The 18,592-nt window shown below is 71.2% G+C and carries 19 protein-coding genes, 1 tRNA gene and 1 riboswitch; of the genes, 9 read left to right on the forward strand and 11 right to left on the reverse strand.

All coding sequences use genetic code 11. The features are described from left to right. Position 1: 1 nt before the first annotated feature. Positions 2–175, reverse strand: a riboswitch (cyclic di-AMP (ydaO/yuaA leader). 85 nt (positions 176–260) lie between these two features. Then, positions 261–1,265: a succinylglutamate desuccinylase/aspartoacylase family protein gene (locus tag N865_RS01005; protein ID WP_051509782.1), complete on the reverse strand. Its 1,005-nt coding sequence runs from the start codon at positions 1,263–1,265 to the stop codon at positions 261–263. Further along, on the reverse strand, positions 1,265–1,741 hold the full coding sequence (locus tag N865_RS01010) for an ATP-dependent zinc protease family protein (protein ID WP_034800567.1): 477 nt from the start codon (positions 1,739–1,741) through the stop codon (positions 1,265–1,267). The genes N865_RS01005 and N865_RS01010 overlap by 1 nt, the downstream gene beginning before the upstream one ends. A 25-nt stretch (positions 1,742–1,766) precedes the next feature. On the opposite strand from N865_RS01010, the gene N865_RS01015 reads away from it, so the two are divergent. From N865_RS01015 to N865_RS01040, 6 genes are all read left to right on the forward strand, one after another. Beyond that, complete coding sequence (locus N865_RS01015) at positions 1,767–2,957, forward strand: RimK family alpha-L-glutamate ligase (protein WP_034800569.1); 1,191 nt, start codon at positions 1,767–1,769, stop codon at positions 2,955–2,957. 310 nt (positions 2,958–3,267) lie between these two features. Then, complete coding sequence (locus N865_RS21445; protein ID WP_051509785.1) at positions 3,268–4,569, forward strand: M23 family metallopeptidase; 1,302 nt, start codon at positions 3,268–3,270, stop codon at positions 4,567–4,569. Positions 4,570–4,743: 174 nt separating this feature from the next. Beyond that, entirely contained in the window at positions 4,744–5,472 is a 729-nt protein-coding gene (locus N865_RS01025) for an amino acid ABC transporter ATP-binding protein (RefSeq protein WP_034800739.1), read from the forward strand. A 58-nt stretch (positions 5,473–5,530) separates the two neighbouring features. Continuing rightward, positions 5,531–6,361, forward strand: coding sequence for a glutamate ABC transporter substrate-binding protein (locus tag N865_RS01030; protein ID WP_034800571.1), 831 nt, complete (start codon positions 5,531–5,533; stop codon positions 6,359–6,361). An 80-nt stretch (positions 6,362–6,441) separates the two neighbouring features. After that, positions 6,442–7,119, forward strand: coding sequence for an amino acid ABC transporter permease (locus tag N865_RS01035; RefSeq protein ID WP_034800573.1), 678 nt, complete (start codon positions 6,442–6,444; stop codon positions 7,117–7,119). Continuing rightward, positions 7,116–8,033: an amino acid ABC transporter permease gene (locus tag N865_RS01040; RefSeq protein ID WP_034800574.1), complete on the forward strand. Its 918-nt coding sequence runs from the start codon at positions 7,116–7,118 to the stop codon at positions 8,031–8,033. Before N865_RS01035 ends, N865_RS01040 begins: the two co-directional genes overlap by 4 nt. 73 nt (positions 8,034–8,106) lie before the next feature. On the opposite strand, the gene N865_RS01045 is transcribed toward N865_RS01040, so the two are convergent. From N865_RS01045 to N865_RS01060, 4 genes are all read right to left on the reverse strand, one after another. Next, positions 8,107–8,179: transfer RNA gene (locus N865_RS01045), tRNA-Asn, on the reverse strand. A gap of 72 nt (positions 8,180–8,251) precedes the next feature. Continuing rightward, complete coding sequence (locus N865_RS01050) at positions 8,252–8,770, reverse strand: hypothetical protein (protein WP_034800576.1); 519 nt, start codon at positions 8,768–8,770, stop codon at positions 8,252–8,254. After that, positions 8,770–10,701: a DNA primase gene (dnaG, locus tag N865_RS01055; RefSeq protein ID WP_034800578.1), complete on the reverse strand. Its 1,932-nt coding sequence runs from the start codon at positions 10,699–10,701 to the stop codon at positions 8,770–8,772. Before dnaG ends, N865_RS01050 begins: the two co-directional genes overlap by 1 nt. A gap of 51 nt (positions 10,702–10,752) precedes the next feature. Continuing rightward, the gene (locus tag N865_RS01060) at positions 10,753–11,985 is read right to left on the reverse strand and encodes a deoxyguanosinetriphosphate triphosphohydrolase (RefSeq protein ID WP_034800580.1); all 1,233 of its coding nucleotides are present in this window, start codon (positions 11,983–11,985) and stop codon (positions 10,753–10,755) included. Positions 11,986–12,137: 152 nt separating this feature from the next. Here N865_RS01060 and N865_RS01065 point away from each other — a divergent pair, with 152 nt between their 5' ends. Together N865_RS01065 and N865_RS23685 are read left to right on the forward strand one after the other, a co-directional pair. Then, a complete protein-coding gene (locus N865_RS01065; protein ID WP_034800582.1) occupies positions 12,138–12,848 on the forward strand; it encodes a hypothetical protein in 711 nt (236 codons plus the stop codon). Between the two features lie 101 nt (positions 12,849–12,949). Beyond that, positions 12,950–13,081 carry a hypothetical protein gene (locus tag N865_RS23685; RefSeq protein WP_281173459.1) on the forward strand — a complete coding sequence of 44 codons (132 nt, stop codon included), beginning with the start codon at positions 12,950–12,952 and terminating at the stop codon, positions 13,079–13,081. 30 nt (positions 13,082–13,111) lie between these two features. Here N865_RS23685 and N865_RS01070 read toward each other — a convergent pair whose 3' ends face one another. The 4 genes from N865_RS01070 to N865_RS01085 all read right to left on the reverse strand — a co-directional run bounded on the left by N865_RS01070 (position 13,112) and on the right by N865_RS01085 (position 16,611). Further along, complete coding sequence (locus N865_RS01070; protein ID WP_034800584.1) at positions 13,112–13,750, reverse strand: YdeI/OmpD-associated family protein; 639 nt, start codon at positions 13,748–13,750, stop codon at positions 13,112–13,114. Between the two features lie 175 nt (positions 13,751–13,925). Further along, positions 13,926–14,564, reverse strand: coding sequence for a YdeI/OmpD-associated family protein (locus N865_RS01075; protein WP_034800586.1), 639 nt, complete (start codon positions 14,562–14,564; stop codon positions 13,926–13,928). 54 nt (positions 14,565–14,618) lie between these two features. Further along, on the reverse strand, positions 14,619–15,797 hold the full coding sequence (dusB, locus tag N865_RS01080) for a tRNA dihydrouridine synthase DusB (RefSeq protein WP_034800741.1): 1,179 nt from the start codon (positions 15,795–15,797) through the stop codon (positions 14,619–14,621). A gap of 97 nt (positions 15,798–15,894) precedes the next feature. Beyond that, positions 15,895–16,611 (reverse strand): alpha/beta fold hydrolase, encoded by a 717-nt coding sequence (locus N865_RS01085; RefSeq protein WP_034800587.1) that lies wholly within the window; start codon positions 16,609–16,611, stop codon positions 15,895–15,897. Between the two features lie 17 nt (positions 16,612–16,628). On the opposite strand from N865_RS01085, the gene N865_RS01090 reads away from it, so the two are divergent. Continuing rightward, on the forward strand, positions 16,629–17,489 hold the full coding sequence (locus N865_RS01090) for a sulfurtransferase (RefSeq protein WP_034800588.1): 861 nt from the start codon (positions 16,629–16,631) through the stop codon (positions 17,487–17,489). Positions 17,490–17,525: 36 nt separating this feature from the next. Here the strand turns inward: N865_RS01090 and N865_RS01095 are convergent, their stop codons facing one another. After that, positions 17,526–18,479, reverse strand: coding sequence for a type IV toxin-antitoxin system AbiEi family antitoxin domain-containing protein (locus N865_RS01095; protein WP_034800590.1), 954 nt, complete (start codon positions 18,477–18,479; stop codon positions 17,526–17,528). Between the last annotated feature and the right edge of the window lie 113 nt (positions 18,480–18,592).

Raw genomic sequence — 18,592 nt, forward strand, 5'->3', positions numbered from 1 at the left:
GGCAGCCTCTCGAACGCCTGCGAGGTGAGCTGTCGGGTTCGGGCGCGAGGTGCTGCTCGCCCGGTCTCCGCAGGGCCGGTCGGCCCCTTGAGGACTTCACCCCAGGACGTCTCGCGACGTCCGTCGAACGGTGGGTCCCCCGCTCCTGCCATTGAGTTCCTGGGGCTCGCGGTTCGGTGGCAGGACTCGGCGGGTCGAACCGGAGCATCACCTCAGCCGGAGGCGACTGACCGCGACCCTATTGCGGAACCGGCCAGATGTCACGCATTGATGACGAAATCGCCCTCCCCGGCCGTCATCCCGGGCGTGTCCCCCGGGACCTCGCCGATGTGGACCAAGGCGTCGCCGCGGTTGACGAGCGGCGCCTGGGTCCGGCCGATGACGATCCCGGGCCGGTCGGCCCGGATGAGACGGACGCGCTTGCCGAACGAGTCGGAGAGCCCGCCGAGCCGGTCGCCGGTCTCCACGCGCTGGCCGAGGGCTGCGTCGAGCTGGAGGATGCCGGTCCCCGGTGCTCGGACCCAGCCGCTCTGGCGGCAGACGAGGCTCTCCTGGGGCGGCTCGCCCTCGGGCGCGTCGATCATGCCGAGCGCGGCGAGGACCCTGCGGACGCCGAGCACCCCGGCCTCGATCGCCCACTCGTCGAACCGCCAGGCCTCGCCACCCTCGTAGAGCAGCACCGTGGCGCCCCGGTCGCGGGCGGCCGACCGCAGCGAGCCGTCGCGCAGCTTGGCGTGGTACATGACCGGCGCACCGAACGCCTCGGCCAGCTTGCGGGTCCTGGGGTCGTCGAGGTCGGCGCGGATCTGCGGCAGGTTGGTCCGCCGGTCGGCGCCGGTGTGCATGTCGATGCCGACCTCGCACTTGGCGACCACCTCGGTCATCATGAGGTGGGCGATGCGACCGGCCAACGACCCTCGCGCCGAGCCGGGGAACGACCGGTTGAGGTCGCGCCGGTCGGGGAGGTAGCGCTCCCCCGCCATGAAGCCGAGGACGTTGACGATGGGCACGGCGATGAGGGTGCCGTTGAAGGTCTTCGGCGAGAGCCGGGCCAGGACCCGGCGGACGACCTCCACCCCGACGACCTCGTCGCCGTGGATGGCGGCGTTGATCCACACCGTGGGGCCGTCCTGGCGCCCATGGACGACGCGCACCGGGAGGCTCACGTCGGCGCCGGTCACGAGGCGCGTGATGGGCAGGCCCACCTCGCGCATCGAGCCGGCGCGGATGCGGACCGTCCCGATCCCGAAGGATGCCCGGGGCATCAGCGTCCGCGATTCTTGCGGCGCACGACCCGCGGGGGCCGGCCACCGAGGTAGGACCGGCTCGAGTCCACGACGAGTCCCTGGCGCAGGGCCTCCCGTCCGACCAGCATCCGGAAGCCCATCTCGTCGCGGTTGCTCAGCGACACCTCGGCCGTGATCTCGCGGCCGACGAGGACGAGGTCCATGAGGACGACGACGCGCTCGGCGACGTGGCCGGACGAGCTCCGGACCGGCCGCAGGTCGTGGACGGGGCAGGTCACGACGGTGGAGTCCTCCGAGGAGCGCTGCCATGGGTGGATGGAGAAGCGGACCCACGGCCTGCCGTCCAGGTCGTACTCCTCGATGTCGAAGGCGTGAAGGGATGATGACCGTGCACCGGTGTCGAGCTTCGCCTTGACGAAGGGAACTCCGATGCCGGGCAGGGTGATCCACTCACGCCATCCTGCGATGGTGCTTGAATGGGGCAGCCCGGACACCCGACTATCTTTGCAGGCCCCTTCGATGAAACTGGCGATACTCTCGCGCGCGCCCCGTGCCTACTCCACCCAACGCCTCCGCACTGCCGCTCTCGACCGTGGCCACACCGTCAAGGTCCTCGACACACTGCGCTTCGCGATCGACCTCTCGGGGCCCGACCCGGACCTGCAGTTCCGCGGCCGGCCGCTGTCCGACTACGACGCGATCCTGCCGCGCATCGGCAACTCGATCACCTACTTCGGCACGGCTGTCGTGCGCCAGTTCGAGCAGATGGACATCTACACGCCCAACACGGCCAACGGGATCTCCAACGCCCGCGACAAGCTCCGGGCCACCCAGATCCTCTCCCGCCACAACATCGGTATGCCGGCGACGACGTTCGTGCGCAACCGCGCCGACGTGATCCCGGCGATCGAGCGGGTCGGTGGCGCGCCGGTCGTCATCAAGCTCCTCGAGGGCACGCAGGGCATCGGGGTCATCCTCGCGCCCGAGCTCAAGGTGGCCGAGGCGATCATCGAGACCCTGCACAGCACCCGGCAGAACGTCCTCATCCAGAGCTTCGTCACCGAGAGCAAGGGCCGCGACATCCGCGCCCTCGTCGTCGGCGACCGGGTCGTCGCGGCGATGCGACGCACGGCCAAGGGCGACGAGTTCCGCTCCAACGTCCACCGCGGCGGGTCGGTGGAGCCGGTCGACCTGAGCCCGGCCTTCGAGGAGGCCGCCGTCCGGTCGGCGCAGATCATGGGCCTGCGGGTCGCCGGAGTCGACATGCTCGAGGGCAACGAGGGGCCGCTCGTCATGGAGGTCAACTCCTCCCCCGGGCTCGAGGGGATCGAGAACGCCACCAAGCTCGACGTCGCCGGCGCGATCATCGACTACATCGCCGGCCAGGTCGCCTTCCCGGAGATCGACGTCCGCCAGCGGCTCACCGTCTCGACGGGCTACGGAGTCGCCGAGCTCGTCGTCCACGCCGCGGCAGACCTCGTCGGCAAGAACATCGGCGACTCCGGGCTCTCCGAGCGCGACATCACCGTCCTCACGCTGCACCGCGGCACGACGGTCATCCCCAATCCCCGTCGGGGTCTCCAGCTCGAGGCCGAGGACCGGCTGCTCTGCTTCGGCAAGCTCGAGGAGATGCGCTCGATGGTCCCCGAGCGACGCCGGCGCCGCGCCAAGGTCAAGAAGCTCCCCAAGGAGCCGATCCACACCGGTTGATCGCACGGCTGGCGTATGCCGCTGACCGGGCCCCGCGCCCCGGGTGGCCTCCGCGTGGGGCCGGGCCACGCGGCATACGTCGGCCTCGCGTTCGCCGATCACGCACCCTGGTCACGGATGCGGTCGTCGCCGGTCCTGTGACTTGCCGGTGACTTGCCGAGATTTCCCCCATCAGGGACAGGGCCGCCCTAAGGTGGAATGAACCGATCGACGTCGGGCGCACGGATCGGGCGCCGCGGCTCGGGCGGTTCGGGGGATAGGGCACACTGATCCACACAGCATCGACCAGCCTGAGGGGGGTGGCCAGCAGGTGCAGGACCCGAAGCCGCACGACGACGGCCCGGTCATCGTCCATGTCAGGATGACCGGCCGACTCGTGCCGTTCGCTGCCGGCGTGGTCGTGTTCGCCTTCCTGCCCTCGCTCGTCGCCAGCCCGCACGGTCCCGAGGCCCGTCAGGTCGTGCTCGAGGCCGACTCAGTGGCGATCCCGGCCGCCTTCGGGGGCCCCGCGAGCGCAGTGCCGGGTCAGTCCACGGTGGCCGACGGGCCCGCAGCCGCGACCGAGGGAGCGGCCATGGGCGCGGCGGTCGGCGGAGGGTTCTTCCTCTTCCCTGACGTCTCGTTCACGCCCGCGCCCTTCGGCTCGGTCACACCGACCACGGTCCCAGCCGCCCTGGGTCCGCTCTATGCCGGGTTCGCGTTCATCCACCCGGTTCCCGGCGGCGAGGTCTCGCCCTTCGGCCCACGCATCCATCCGGTTCTCGGACGCCCGATGTTCCACACCGGCATCGACCTCATGGCAGCCTGCGGGACCCCCATCCGCGCGGCGGCCGACGGCACGGTCATCTACGCCAGGCAGTCCGCCTCCTGGGGGCTGCGCACGATCATCCAGCACACGCCCGGCCTCAAGACCGCCTACGGCCACCAGTCGAAGTTCCTCGTCAAGGAGGGCGACGTCGTCAAGCAGGGCCAGGTCATCGGGCTCGTCGGCACGACCGGCTGGTCGACGGGGTGCCACCTGCACTTCGACGTCATCGTCAACGACCGCTACACCGACCCGGCCCCCTATCTCGGCTTCCCGGCCTCGCGCGCCGACTCCATCCCGTTTGCCGCTGCGCCCGCGTACGTGGTCGACCGCGGCGGAACGGTGGTCCACACCGTCGAGGACGGCGACGTCCCCGTGCCCAACTACGACCCGACCGGCCCGACGGCGGGCACCTCGATCCCGGGCACCCCGACGCCGGCTCCCACGAGCACGACTCCGACCTCGAGCCCGACCTCCACCACGAGCCAGCCGACGACCTCGATGACCTCGACGCCTCCGGCGACGACGACCACGACTCCGCCGCCCACGAGCACGACGACCGCCCCGCCGCCGACCTCCACCGGCTCGACGACCACGTCGACGACGCCCGCGACGACGGCCACCACGACGGCCACCACGACGCAGGCCACCTCCGCGCCGGCGACGACGACCGCGGGTTCGACGGCCGCAGCCGAGCCCTCCACGAGCACCACGTCCGTGGCCACGCCGAGCGACACGACGACCACCACGACGAGCGGGAGCACGGCGGCTGCCGAGCCGACCACCAGCACGACCACGGCTCCCTGAGGCACCGGAGGCACCGGCCCGCGTCGCGGGGGGGTGTCCGTGACCTCACGATTCAGCGACTCTCGGGGCCTGGACCTCCCCGACGGGCGGTCCAGCCGATAGGTTGCGGCAATGGACGAACTGAAGCCGGACCAGGTCGACCCGTCTGAAGACTCCTCCCGACCGCGCGAGCCCATGGTGGTCATCGAAGGCGTCAACAAGCACTTCGGCGACCTGCACGTCCTGAGGGACATCAATCTCACGGTCGGCAAGGGCGAGGTCGTCGTCATCCTGGGACCGTCCGGTTCGGGGAAGTCGACCCTCTGCCGGGCCATCAACCGGCTCGAGACCGTGGAGTCCGGCACGATCGCCGTCGACGGCAACCCGCTACCCGAGGAGGGCAAGCCCCTCGCCCAGCTGCGGGCCGATGTCGGGATGGTCTTCCAGTCGTTCAACCTCTTCGCGCACAAGACGATCCGCGACAACGTCACGCTCGGCCCGATCAAGGTGCGCAAGAAGTCGAAGGACGAGGCGAACGCCCTGGCCGACCGGCTCCTCGAGCGCGTCGGGGTCGCGGAGCAGGCCGAGAAGTTCCCGGCACAGCTCTCCGGCGGTCAGCAGCAGCGCGTCGCGATCGCCCGGTCCCTCGCCATGGGGCCCAAGGTCATGCTCTTCGACGAGCCCACCTCCGCCCTCGACCCGGAGATGGTCAACGAGGTCCTCGACGTCATGGTCGGCCTCGCCAAGGAGGGGATGACGATGATCGTGGTGACCCACGAGATGGGCTTCGCCCGCAAGGCCGCCGACCGCGTCGTCTTCATGGCCGACGGCCAGGTCGTCGAGGTGGCCACGCCGGACGAGTTCTTCACCAACCCCAGGAGTGACCGAGCCAAGGACTTCCTCGGCAAGATCCTCACTCACTGACGCAGGGAGGGCGGGCGCACCCAGGCGCCGCCCGGCATTCACGACAGGGAGGAAACCCATGAAGGCACGATTCGGTGCAGCGGCGGCGGCGGTCGCCCTCGCGCTGTCCCTCGCCGCGTGCGGCTCGAGCAGCGACTCGGGCAGCGGCAGCAGCGGCGGGACGAAGCTCAAGATCGGCATCAAGTTCGACCAGCCCGGCCTCGGGCTCAAGAAGGGCAGCGAGTACACCGGCTTCGACGTCGACGTCGCCAAGTACGTCGCGAAGCAGCTCGGCACGAGCGAGGGCGACATCACGTGGGTCCAGGCCCCGAGCGCCCAGCGCGAGACGCTCATCTCGACCGGCCAGGTCGACTTCGTCGTCGCGACGTACTCGATCACCGACAAGCGCAAGGAGAAGGTGTCCTTCGCCGGGCCGTACTTCATCGCCGGGCAGGACCTCCTCGTCCGGGCCGACGACACGTCGATCACCGGCCCGGAGACCCTTACGGGCAAGAAGCTGTGCTCGGTCAAGGGCTCGACCTCGGCGCAGAAGGTCAAGGACAAGTACCCCAACGTCCAGCTCCAGGAGTTCGCCACCTACTCCGAGTGCCTCCCGGCCCTGGCCACGGGCGGCGTCGACGCGCTGACGACCGACGACACGATCCTCGCCGGCTACGCGGCCCAGCCCGAGTTCAAGGGCAAGTTCAAGCTCGTCGGCAAGCCCTTCTCGACCGAGAACTACGGCATCGGCATCAAGAAGGGTGACACGGCCATGTGCCAGAAGATCACCGATGCCATCAAGAAGATGATCAGCGACGGCTCGTGGCAGAAGGCCCTCGACGCCAACCTCGGCCCGGCGGGCTACAAGCCGGGCACGGGCAACCCGCCCACCCCGGCGGCCTGCTCCTGACCGACCCGGCGCGGTCGTGCGGTCACCAGCCGGTGGCCGCACGACCGGCACCGGCCTGACCTGACAGCGGAAGGAGCGCCGTGCTCGACATCATCGAGAAGTACCCGATCCTCGGCGCGTTCGGGATGACCATCTACCTGACGTTCTTCTCGGCGATCGGCGCCCTCGTCATCGGCACGATCCTCGCCGTCATGCGCGTCTCCCCCGTCGGTGTGCTCCGCAGGCTGGGCTCCTTCTACGTCAACACGGTCCGCAACACACCGCTGACGCTCATCCTCGTGCTCTGCTCGCTCGGGCTGCTCTACATCCTCGAGATCAACCTCGCCGACCCCAAGTCGCCGACCTCGATCGTCGACAACAACATCCGCTGGGCCATCGTCGGCCTCGCCGTCTACCACGCCGCCTTCGTGTGCGAGGCGCTGCGCAGCGGCGTCAACACGGTCCCGACCGGTCAGGCCGAGGCCGCTCGGTCGATCGGCCTGACCTTCGGCCAGAGCCTCAGGGAGGTCATCCTCCCCCAGGCCTTCCGGGGAGCGATCGCGCCGCTCGGCTCGGTCCTCATCGCCCTGACGAAGAACACGACGGTCGCGTCGATCATCGGCGTCTCCGAGGCCTCGGGCCTCATGAAGGAGATCATCGAGAACGAGACCGGAGGACTGCCCGTCTTCTTCGTCTTCGCGCTCGGCTTCGTGATCCTCACCCTGCCTGTCGGCGTCTTCTTCACCTCCCTCTCGCGACGCCTGGCGGTGAAGCGATGAGCGCCCAGAGCATCCTCTTCGACGCCCCGGGTCCGAAGGCCCGCCGGCGGCACGCGATCTTCACGGGCCTCGGCATTCTCCTCGCGATCGGCACGCTCGCCCTCGTCGTCTGGAAGCTCAGGGCCCAGGGTCAGCTGGCCCCCGAGATGTGGACGTCGCTGTTCACCGCGGACGTGTGGACCCAGTACCTCATCCCGGGTCTCATCAACACCCTGAAGGCCGCCGCGATCTCGATCGTGCTCGCGATGGTCTTCGGCCTCGTCTTCGGCATGGGACGCCTCAGCCACAACCGGGCCATCCGCTGGGTGTGCGGCATCGTCGTCGAGTTCTTCCGCGCCGTGCCCGTCCTGCTGATGATGTACTTCACCTTCAACGTGTATGCCGTCTACGACGTCTTCGGGGCAGACCTCAACTCGCTCGCGGCCGTCGTCACCGGCCTCACCCTCTACAACGGCTCGGTCATCGCGGAGCTCGTCCGTTCCGGTGTCTACAGCCTCCCGAAGGGCCAGTCGGAGGCAGGCCTGTCGATCGGCCTGACGCCCGGCCAGACCCTCCGCTCGATCGAGCTGCCCCAGGCCCTCACGGCGATGCTGCCCGCCCTCGTCGGCCAGCTGGTCGTCATCCTCAAGGACAGCGCCCTCGGCACCGCCATCACCTACCCCGAGCTCCTCCAGCAGGCCAAGGACGTCGGCACCGCCTACGGCAACGTCATCCCCGCCTACCTGCTTGCCGCCGTGCTCTTCATCGCGCTCAACTACGGCCTCACCCGTCTCGCCGGGAGGATCGAGCGGCAGCTCAACCGCCGCGGCCGTCCGACCCGCCCGACGGCCACCGCCCTCGGGCCCGGTGCCGACGTCGTCACGGACGAGCTCGCGGGGGCCAACGCCTTCCCGGGCGACGCGACGAGCCGCTGAGACCCACGCCATCCTCGTCCGGGACATGAGGAAGGCCCCGACACTCTCGTGTCGGGGCCTTCCTCGTCAGGCGCTCCCCCGGTTGGACTCGAACCAACAACCTGCCGGTTAACAGCCGGCTGCTCTGCCAGTTGAGCTACAGGGGACTGGCTGCGCGGGAAACGATAGCAAAGGTTTCGGCTGGCACTAAATCGGGTTCAGCTGCCCTGGTTGAGCCCTCAGAGACCCACCTCGGAGCGCAGTCGAGCGAGCCGCGAGGCGGCCTCCGAGGCGACCTCGGGGTCGCCCAGGTCGGCTCCCTTGCCCGGCACCACCTGCTCGATGAGCGCCCCCGTCGCGAGGTCCTGGCGGATCACGACGCGCACCGTCCGCCGCGCGGACGTCCGGAACTCGTCGGCGATGACCACGCTCGCCTGGAGCCGCTCCCGGAGCGTCTGCTGGATGAGTGAGGGCTGGCTGATCCGCCACCGGACCGGGTCTCGGTGGTCGACCCAGACGACGGTGAGGAGCGAGGAGTCGCCCTGCCACGTCCCGGACTCCGCCTCATGCCAGGGCCGGCTCCACTCGAGCAGGCCGTCAGCGCCGACGAAGGCGAGGTGGTGCGTGCAGGCGACGACATGGCCACCGGTGTCGTCATCCTTCGCCCACGCGAGGATCCGCTCGTTGTCTCCGAGCGGCACCGCCTGCCGGACGCCCACGTCGAGGTCGGGTCGGCGCCTGCGGTCGAAGAGTCTCATCAGCTCATCCCTGCCTTGATCGTGGCGAGCTCGCGCTGCAGCTCCTGCAGCTCGGTCGCGAGCTGCCGCGCCCGCTCGGGCGCGGGTGTCTCCGCGTGGTCGAGCCGGCGCATCTCGCTCATCGCGTCGGCGATGCGACGCGTCAGGGCGATCGTCCGGACCCGGTCGAAGAGCTCCTCGACGTAGCGGGAGGTCGGCAGGCCCGTCAGCGGGTCCATCCGCGTCGGGAGCGTGTCGACGGCGAGCTCGCTGACGAGGCCCGCGACCGGGCTCGCCGCGGCCTGGGTCACGGCCGAGGTCCAGCTGGTCACGTTGCCCCTGTCAGCGGCCTGGAGGGCGATGCGGATGCCGTCGAAGACGGCTCGGTGCGCCGGCGCAGAGAACGACTCGGGGCTCAGCACGTCGATCGCCTCGGGCCTCAGCACCGTCGGGAACTGGAGGAGGACCTGGAGCAGCTGACGCTCCGCGAGGACGACCGGATCGCGCCGGTCGGGGGCCGGGAAGAGGTCGCCCGCCTCCCCCGGCCCCGGCTCGTCGTTGACGTCGTGGCCGACTGCAGCGGGGCGACGTTCGCCCGTCCGGTCGTCGTCGACCTTGAGCCGTCCAGCGCGGCTCACCTCGGTGGCGAGGGCATCGACCTCGACGCCGATCATGCCGGACACCTCACGGATGTAGGCGGGCCGGAGCGACTGGTCCCTGATCGACCCGATGATCGGCGCGACGGCGCGCATCGCCTGGACCCGACCCTCGACGGTGGCGAGGTCGAAGCGGCGGATCGTGGTGCGCACCGCGAACTCGAACATCGGCACGGCGTCCTCTATGAGCGCCTGGACGGCCGGGTCGCCCGCCGCCTGGCGCAGCTCGCACGGGTCCTTGCCCGAGGGCTCGACGGCGACGAACGACTGGGAGGCCCACTTCTGGTCGTCGGCGAAGGCCCGCATCGCGGCCTTCTGGCCGGCCGCGTCGCCGTCGAAGGTGAAGATCACCTTCGCCGGGGCCAGACCGGCCTCGTCGCGCATGAGCCGGCGCAGGAGCTTGATGTGGTCGGCGCCGAAAGCGGTGCCGCACGTGGCGACGGCGGTCTCGATCCCGGCGAGATGGCACGCCATGACGTCGGTGTAGCCCTCGACGACGACGGCCTGCCGGTCGCCCGAGATCCGCTTCTTGGCGAGGTCGAGGCCGTAGAGAACCGTCGACTTCTTGTAGATCGGCGTCTCCGACGTGTTGAGGTACTTCGCCTCGATCCGGTCGTCGTCGAAGAGCCTGCGGGCGCCGAAGCCGATCGTGTCACCGGTGATGTCGCGGATCGGCCAGACGAGCCGCCCCCGGAACCGGTCGTAGAGCCCGCGGGAGCCCCGGCCCGCGAGCCCGCCCGTGACGATCTCGTCCTCCGTGAACCCCTTGGAGCGGAGGTGGGCGACGAGGTCCTCACCGCCGCGCGGGGCGAACCCGACGCCGAAGTGCCGGGCCGCACCCGAGTCGAAGCCCCGGGCGCGCATGAAGTCGCGTCCGGCACGCGCCGCGGGCAGGAAGAGAGCCTCGGTGTAGAACTCCTGGGCCACCCGGTGGGCCTCGATCAGGCGGGTCCGCCGCCCGAGCCCCTCGTCACGAGGCCGCGACCCTCCGTCCTCGTAGCGCAGCTCCATGCCGAGCTTCTGGGCGAGCCGTTCGACCGCCTCGGAGAACGTGAGGTGGTCGACCTTCTGGACGAAGGAGATGACGTCTCCGCCCTCGCCGCAGCCGAAGCAGTGCCACGCCCCGACCGCGGGCCGGATCGTGAAGGAGGGCGTCTTCTCGTCGTGGAAGGGGCAGAGGCCCTTGAACGAGCCCGGGCCGGCCGGGCGCAGCGTGACGTGCTCGCGGACGACGTCCTCGATCGAGGACCTGTCCTTGACCGCCGCGATGTCCTCGCTCCTGATCAGCCCCGCCATGTGCCTCCCGTCGCCGAGCCAGAGTCTAGGTCGTCGTTCGCCGTCCCACGGTCACCCACCCCACTGCCTGTGGAGCGCGAGCGCCCGCACGTCCGTCAGGGAGGCGACCTGGTCGACGATGACACGGAGGCGCTCGTCGTCGGTCCCGGCCGCAAGGAAGTCGAGGCGAAGGTCCGCGTCGAGGCGTGACTCGGGCTGAGCGGCATACGCCTCGACGAGGGCACGCACGACGTCACGCTGCCCGGAGAGGATGCCGAGCCGCTCGTCGGTCGTCATGACGAAGTGGTTCGCGACGGCCTTGAGGACCGAGCACTCGGCGCGCGCCTCGTCGGGGATGACGAGGTCGGCCCCGAACCGGGTCAGGTCGCCGGGTCCGTGCCGCTCCCGCGTCGCCAGCTCGACGACGAGGACGAAGCGCCCGATGAGCCGGCTCGTCATGTCCTTGAGCGCCGCGAGCGCCCCACGGGAGCCGTCGTATGCCGCCGGGAGCACTCCCGAGGCGAGCAGCCGTTCCAGCGCGGCGCCGAGGGCATCGCGTGCGAGGTCGGGCGCGTACGTGCGGCCGGCGACGTCGAGGACGGCCGACATGTCGGTGGCGGAGTGCAGGACGCGCGGGTCGAGCCAGCCCGAGGCGATGGCGTCCTCGACGTCGTGGACGGAGTAGGCGACGTCATCGGACCAGTCCATGACTTCGGCCTCGAGGCAGCGGACCCCGGGCGCTGCGCCGTCGCGGAGCCAGTGGAAGACGGACAGGTCCGACGAGTAGACGCCGAACTTGTTTGTCTCGTAAGGCCCCTCGCCGCGGGCCCACGGGTATTTCGTCGTCGCGTCGAGGCTCGCCCGGGTCAGGTTGAGGCCGGCAGAGGTGCCGTCGGGGTGGGCGCGCTTGGCCTCGAGGCGGGTGAGCAGGCGCAGGGTCTGGGCGTTGCCCTCGAACCCGCCGATCCGCGATGCGATCTCGTCGAGGGCCGTCTCGCCGTTGTGGCCGAAGGGCGGGTGGCCGAGGTCGTGCGAGAGGCAGGCCGTGTCGACGACGTCGGCGCTGCACCCGAGGGCGGCACCGAACTCGCGGCCGATCTGCGCCACCTCGAGCGAGTGCGTGAGCCGGTTTCGGACGAAGTCGTCGTGTCCCGGCGCGAGCACCTGGGTCTTGGCGGCGAGCCGGCGCAGCCCTGCAGAGTGGACGACCCGGGCCCGGTCACGCGCGAAGTCGTCGCGGTCGGCCCGCTTGTGCGCCGGGTCCTCCGCCACCCATCGCTCCCGGTCGAGCTCCGTGTAGGCCACGACCCGACTCTAGGCGTGATCCTGTCCCGGACTCGCGAGCACCCCGCACCAACCCCGCCCCGGCGGAGAAGATCCGGCCCCAGCCCGCCCCGGCACCGCAGCAACCCCGCCCCGGCGGAGAAGATCCGGGGCCCGCACGAGATGATCGGGGCATGGACGACCGCGTCATGCTCGCCGCCCGGAACAACGCGCTCTGGTGCGACGCCGTGTGCCGGACGCACGGCCTGCGCACCACGCTCGACGACTCCCTCTGGTCGAGCGCGACCCGGACCCCGCCCTACTACCCCGACGCCGTCACCCTCGCGCCCACGGTCTCCGAGTACGACGTGCTGGCCCGCGTCGACGCGAACGACGGCTGCTCGGTCAAGGACAGCTTCTCGACGCTCGACCTGACGATGGAGGACTTCGCCCGGCTCGTCGTCGGCCAGTGGGTCTGGCTCGACGGCGACACCGACGCCGCGACCCGGAGCGAGGGCCGCCTCTGGTCGAGCGTCTCCAGCCCCGCCGAGCTGGGCCAGTGGCAGCGCGCCTGGTCGCGCGGGGAGGACGACGCCGCGATCTTCCGTTCCTCGCTGCTCACCGAGGCAGGCATTCACTTCCTCGCCGCACGCGAGCCCGGCGACGGACCCGACGGACCGGTCGTCGCCGGGGCGATCCTCAGCGTCACCGGAGCGGTCGCCGGCGTGAGCAACCTGTTCGACATCAACGGCGACGAGACCCGGACCTGGCGGGAGGTCGCGGCCCGTGCCCACTCGCTGACCGGCGGCCTGCCCCTCGTCGGCTGGGACGCCGGCGACAGTCTCGAGCGCGCCCTGGCCGCCGGGTGCACCGCGCTCGGACCCCTCACCGTCTGGATCCGCTGAACCCGCCCGAGCCCGCGCCGGGAGCGGAGCCCGGCCCTGCGGCATACGGGCGCATACTGGGGCCGTGAGGCCACTTCGGCCTCCGAGGGCAGGAGCATGCCATGGCCGACAAGTCACCCCGCTCGCACATGAGCCAGAAGGGCAAGTCCCTCAAGGAGAAGCGTGCGGACAAGCACGCGCGCAACGACGCGAAGACCCACACGGAGATCATCCCGCCGCGCGGCAAACGCTGACCGAGGCTCGGCTGCCGGGTCCCGCGCCCGTCAGCCGAGCTCCGAGCGCAACCGGCCGACCCAGGCCGGCTCGGTCCCGTAGCGCTGGCTCCGGATGAGCCGCAGGTGGGCGCAGTCGTCGACGAGCTCGGCCATCCGCTTGTCGCGGGTGGCCTCCTGCTTGGCCGACACGACCCAGGTGGAGCAGATCTTGCGGTACGACGCCGTGGCGCCGTCCCAGAACGCCGAGGCCGTCGGGTTGGCGCGCAGCATGGCTTCGTAGTGCGCCGGCCAGGTGACCTCGCCGACCTCGTACGTGTAGATCGCCGAGCGGTCCTCGCGCCGGCGCTCGAAGGCCGCGAGACCCGCCGGGTGCATCCGCCCCTGCCGGGTCAGCTCCTCGACCGCTGCGATGTTGACCCGGCTCCACGTGCTGCCGGGCTTGCGGGGCGTCCAGCGTTGGCGCACGGCGAGGTCGTCGATCCGCTGCATCTGCGAGTCGATCCAGCCGAAGCACAGGGCTTCCCGGACGGCCTCCTCCCAGGTGAGGCCGCGCGTCTCGACATGCTTCTTGTAGAGGCCCATCCACAGCTCGCTCGCCGTCGCGTGGTTGGCCTCGAGCCATTGCCGGAAGTCCGCTCCGTCCTCGAAGAACGTCGCCGGCCGATCGGCCGATCCACCTGCGTGCATGTGCCGATCCTGCCATCGGGGCGCTAGCCTCACGAGGTCGTCGTCCCGACCAGACCGGATCGAGCTGCCATGAACTATGTGATCGGTTGGATCGCCATCGTCGCCGTCACGGCGGGCATCACCTACCTGATCGCCTCGCGCAACCGCCGCTCCTGAGCCGGGCGTCGCTGCGGGCTCACGACAGCCGGGACCGGAGCCGACGCAGCCAGGCCGGTTCGCCGCCGCCGGCCAACGGCCCGACCAGTCGGAGCTCGCGGCAGGCGTCGACGAGCTGCCGCATCCGCCGTTCGCGCGTCTCGGGCCTCTTGGCGGACAGCACCCAGTACACGCACGTCTTGCGGTAGGACGCGGCAGCACCGTCCCAGAACGCCGATGCCATCGGGTCGGCCCTCAGGACCTCCTCGAAGTCGGCCGGCCACGCCTCCTCGTCCCGTTCGTACGAGTAGAGGCCGAGGTCGTCCTGCCGGCGCCGCTCGTAGGCGGCGAGGCCAGCCGGGTGCATCCGGCCCTCGGCCGTGAGCCGCTCGACCGTGTCGATGTTGACCCTGCTCCAGACGCTGCCCGGGCGGCGCGGTGTGAAGCGCAGCCTCGCGGAGTCCGCATCGATGCCCTGCTGGAGCGAGTCGATCCAGCCGAAGCACAGCGCCTCGGTCACGAGCTCCCTCACCACGGGTCCACGAGGAACGACGTGGCTCCGATGGAGACCCACCCACAGCTCCGGCGCGGTCGCGTGGTTGGCCTCGAGCCAGGCCCGGAACTCGGCCGCGTCCTCGAAGAACGTCGCCGGTCGCTCGGCCGAGCCGCCCTCCCGCATGCTCGGATTGTGCCACCGAGCGGAGTGAGGGCCTCGGCGACGGGCGGCGCGTCGTCAGCCGCCGCTGACCGACAGCTCGGCTTCCGCGATCGTGCGCCGGTGCTCCTCGGTCAGCTCGCGCGACTCGAGCCACCGGTCGGGCAGGGCCACGACCCGACCCGAACCGGCACGGCCGCGCTGCCCTTCGGCCGCCTCGCCCGGCCACGGTGCGTCCGGATCGAGCGTCGAGATGAGTGCGTCGAGCGAGGCCATCGAGTCGACGAGCGCGAGCGAGTTGCGCACGGTCGACCCGGCCGGGAAGCCCTTGAGGTACCACGCGATGTGCTTGCGGATGTCGCGGCAGCCCCGCTCCTCGTCGCCGTAGAAGTCGCAGAGGTATGCCGTGTGCGTGCGGAGCGTGTCCGTGACCTCCCCGAGCGTCGGGGTGACCCGGGCAGAGCTGCCGGCGAAGGCTGCCGCGAGGTCGGTGAAGAGCCACGGCCGGCCGAGGCATCCTCGGCCGACGACGACGCCGTCGCACCCGGTCTCCTCGACCATGCGGAGGGCATCCTCGGCCGACCAGATGTCGCCGTTGCCGAGGACCGGGATCGAGGTGACGGTCTGCTTGAGCAGGCGGATCGCCTCCCAGTCGGCGGTGCCGGAGTACGCCTGGGCGGCGGTCCGGCCGTGCAGCGCGACGGCGGCGACGCCCTCCTCCTCGGCGGCGAGGGCGGCGTCGAGGAAGGTCAGGTGCTCGTCGTCGATCCCCTTGCGCATCTTGACCGTGACGGGGATGTCACGTCGTCCGCCCTCCTCGACGACGGCGCCGACGATGGCCCGGAAGAGGTCCTTCTTCCACGGCAGGGCCGAACCCCCGCCCTTGCGCGTGACCTTGGGCACCGGGCAGCCGAAGTTGAGGTCGATGTGGTCGGCGCGGTCCTCCTCGACGAGCATCCGCGCAGCGGCCCGGGCGGTCGCGGGGTCGACGCTGTAGAGCTGGATCGAGCGAGGGTTCTCGTCGGGGTCGTGCTCGATGAGGCGCATCGACTCCGGGGTGCGCTCGACGAGGGCGCGCGAGGTGATCATCTCGCTCACGTAGAGGCTCGTCGCACCGGAGGCGCCGCCGAGCGCCGTGCCCTCGTTGCCGTACTCGCGGCAGAGGCGCCGGAACGCGCGGTTCGTGATGCCGGCCATCGGGGCGAGCACCACGGGCGACTCGATGACGTGGCGGCCGATGCGGAGCGGCGGCAGCACGGGACCGGACCCGGCAGGGGGCGTGGGCCGCTGCTGGTCCCCCGCCCGGGCCGGTGTCTGGGTCGTCTCGTCGCTCACAACGATCGATTCTCCCAAATCAGGGCCGGTCCACCGAATCGGCGAAGCGGACCAGGGCGGCCGCGAAGGCCTCCGGCTGGTCGAGGTTGGCGAAGTGGGTCGCGCCGCGGATGATCTCGACGCGCGCCTGCGGGCACGACCGCGTGAAGGCATTCGTCCCGAGGCGGAACTGGTCCCACCGGCCGTTGAGCAGAAGGACCGGACAGGCGAGGGCGCACAGCATCGCGGGGCGACACCACGTCATGACCTCGTTCCACGCCGCCGCAGTCGGTGCGAACGAGTAGCCACCGGCGATCACCGCATCGATCCGCTCCGGGGCGTAGAGGCGCCGCAGGACGCGGTCGTTGAACCGCGTCATCCGCGCCTCGCCGATGCGGTCGGTCAGCGCCGCGACGCCCCGGTAGATCGCCGCGCCCGGGCCGGTCGGGGTCGCACTGCAGTCGGCGAGGACGAGCCCGCTGAGCGCGGAACCGCGCTGGGCGGCATACGCCATCGCGGCGTAGCCGCCGAGGGAGTGCCCGACGAGAACGACGTGCCTGCCCGCCGGGGCCGCCCGGACGGCCTCGTCGATGACCTCGACGCAGCGGTCGAGCGTGAACTCCTCGGAGGCCCGGGAGCCATGGCCCGGCAGGTCGACGAGCCCGACGCTGAACCGCTCGGGCAGGAGCGGGAGCTGCGGCGCCCACTGGGCGCTCGACAGCCGAGACCCATGGATGAGGACCAGATGCGCAGCCACCCGTCGAGGATGCCACGATGGGCCCCGTGACCCACCTCATCAGCGCTGCCGGGCTCGCCCACGAGATCGAGGACGTCGTCGTCATCGACGTCCGCTGGGCTCTCACGGCCGGGCGGGCACCGTCCGCCGACGATGCCCCGGTCGGCTGGGCCGACTACGTCGCAGGGCACGTGCCCGGCGCCTGCTTCGTCGACCTCGACACCGAGCTCGCCGCGCCGCCCGGGGAGGGCGGTCGACACCCCCTGCCCGAGCCGGCCGTCGTCGAGCGTGCCCTGCGTCGGTGCGGCGTCAGGTCGGACAGCCGGATCGTCGTCTACGACGGGAGGGAGTCGTATGCCGCGGCCCGCGCCTGGTGGGTCCTGCGCTGGGTCGGGCTCACCGACGTCCGCGTCCTCAACGGCGGGTATGCCGCGTGGCTGGCGGCCGGCCTGCCCGTCAGCACGGAGGTCCCCGGGGAGCGCCACGGCGACGTCGTCGTCACGGCCGGTTTTGCGGCGACGACGGACGCGGCGGGGGCGGCGCGCTGGGCGGATCACGGGGTGCTGCTCGACGCCCGGGCACCGCAGCGCTACGCCGGCGAGACCGAGCCGATCGACCCGGTGGCCGGACACATCCCGGGCGGCATCAACAGCCCGACCACCGACTGGCTCGCCGCCGACGGCACGTTCCGGCGCGACCTCGCCGAGCACTGGGCCACGGTCAGCGCCGGGCACGAGGACGAGCCGGTCGCCGTCTACTGCGGGTCGGGGGTGACGGCAGCTCATCTCGTGCTCGCCCTCGCGGAGGTGGGCGTCGACGCCACCCTCTATCCCGGGTCGTGGAGCGAGTGGATCCGCGACCCGTCGCGGCCCATCGCACTCGGGCCCACGCCGGGCTAGTCCCCGACGTGGAGGTTCGTAGCCCCCCTGGGGGCCTCAACCCTCCACGCCGGTGCCGCCGACGTCGCATCCGGGGCGGCGGCAGCGCCTGCCCCGGCCTCGCCACCCTCGACTGCGGAAGATGGCCTCGAGCTCGCGTGCGAACGAGCAGGGCGTGTCGTGCACATCCGACCAGTACCCGCGGACGGTCAACCATGACTCCGCTGCGGAGCGCCGGTCCCGGTGGCCGTCCCGCTGCTGCGCGCGCCAGCCTGCATGGCCAGCGCGCCCGTCGATCTCGACGACGACCTTGACCTCGTCGTAGGCGTTGTCGCGTCGCGTCTCGCGCGGACCGGGCTCCTGCCGTCGCCCGGCCGGCAGCCCGTGGGCCTGCTCGACGTCGCGGACGTACCGGCGCTCGGCGCTGCTCTCGACCCCTCCGGCGACATCGCCAATGACCTCGTAGAGCACCCGGCGGCTGGGCTGGGTCGGACGGCTGTCCAGGGCGACCCGGAGGTTTCGCGGCGTGGACAGCCGCTTCTGGCAGGCAAGGGCGATGAGTCCGACGGCCGTGTCGACGGGATGTCCTACCGCGAGGTCGAAGACCGTGTGCTCGACGGTGATGCGATGCGGCCACGCGGTCTCGTGCGTCCGCTCGAGGGCGTGGCGTGCCCTGGTGATGACGACTCCCTCGACCGGGTCCGGCCGCCGTGACGTGGGCACTACGCAGTGGAGGAGGGGCCCCGGGCTGGGGACGAGCCCCCAGAGATAGGCGGCGCTCCTGGAGCTCAGGGCCGAGGGGACACCCAGATGCAGAAGCAGGGCCGCGGCGATCGTGTGCCAGTCATTGCGACCGGGCGTCGTCAGGTAGACACCGGGGTGGAGCCGCACCCACCGGCCGGATTCGACCCTCCAGCGAACGGCCTTGGCCGACAGACCTGCAGCGAGCGCCTGCTGCCGGGTCACGAGGCCCTGCTGACCGGAGATGAGTGCCTGTAGTCGCGGATCCATCTCCCGAATGCTGGCCGACCTCGGCTCGAGCCGTTGTCGGTCATCCACAGGCCTGGAGCGTGGAGGATCCGAGCCCCCATGGGGGCCGCAACCCTCCACTACCCAGCCGCAGG

The organism is Intrasporangium oryzae NRRL B-24470, assembly GCF_000576595.1.
Taxonomy (GTDB): Bacteria; Actinomycetota; Actinomycetes; order Actinomycetales; family Dermatophilaceae; genus Intrasporangium_C; species Intrasporangium_C oryzae.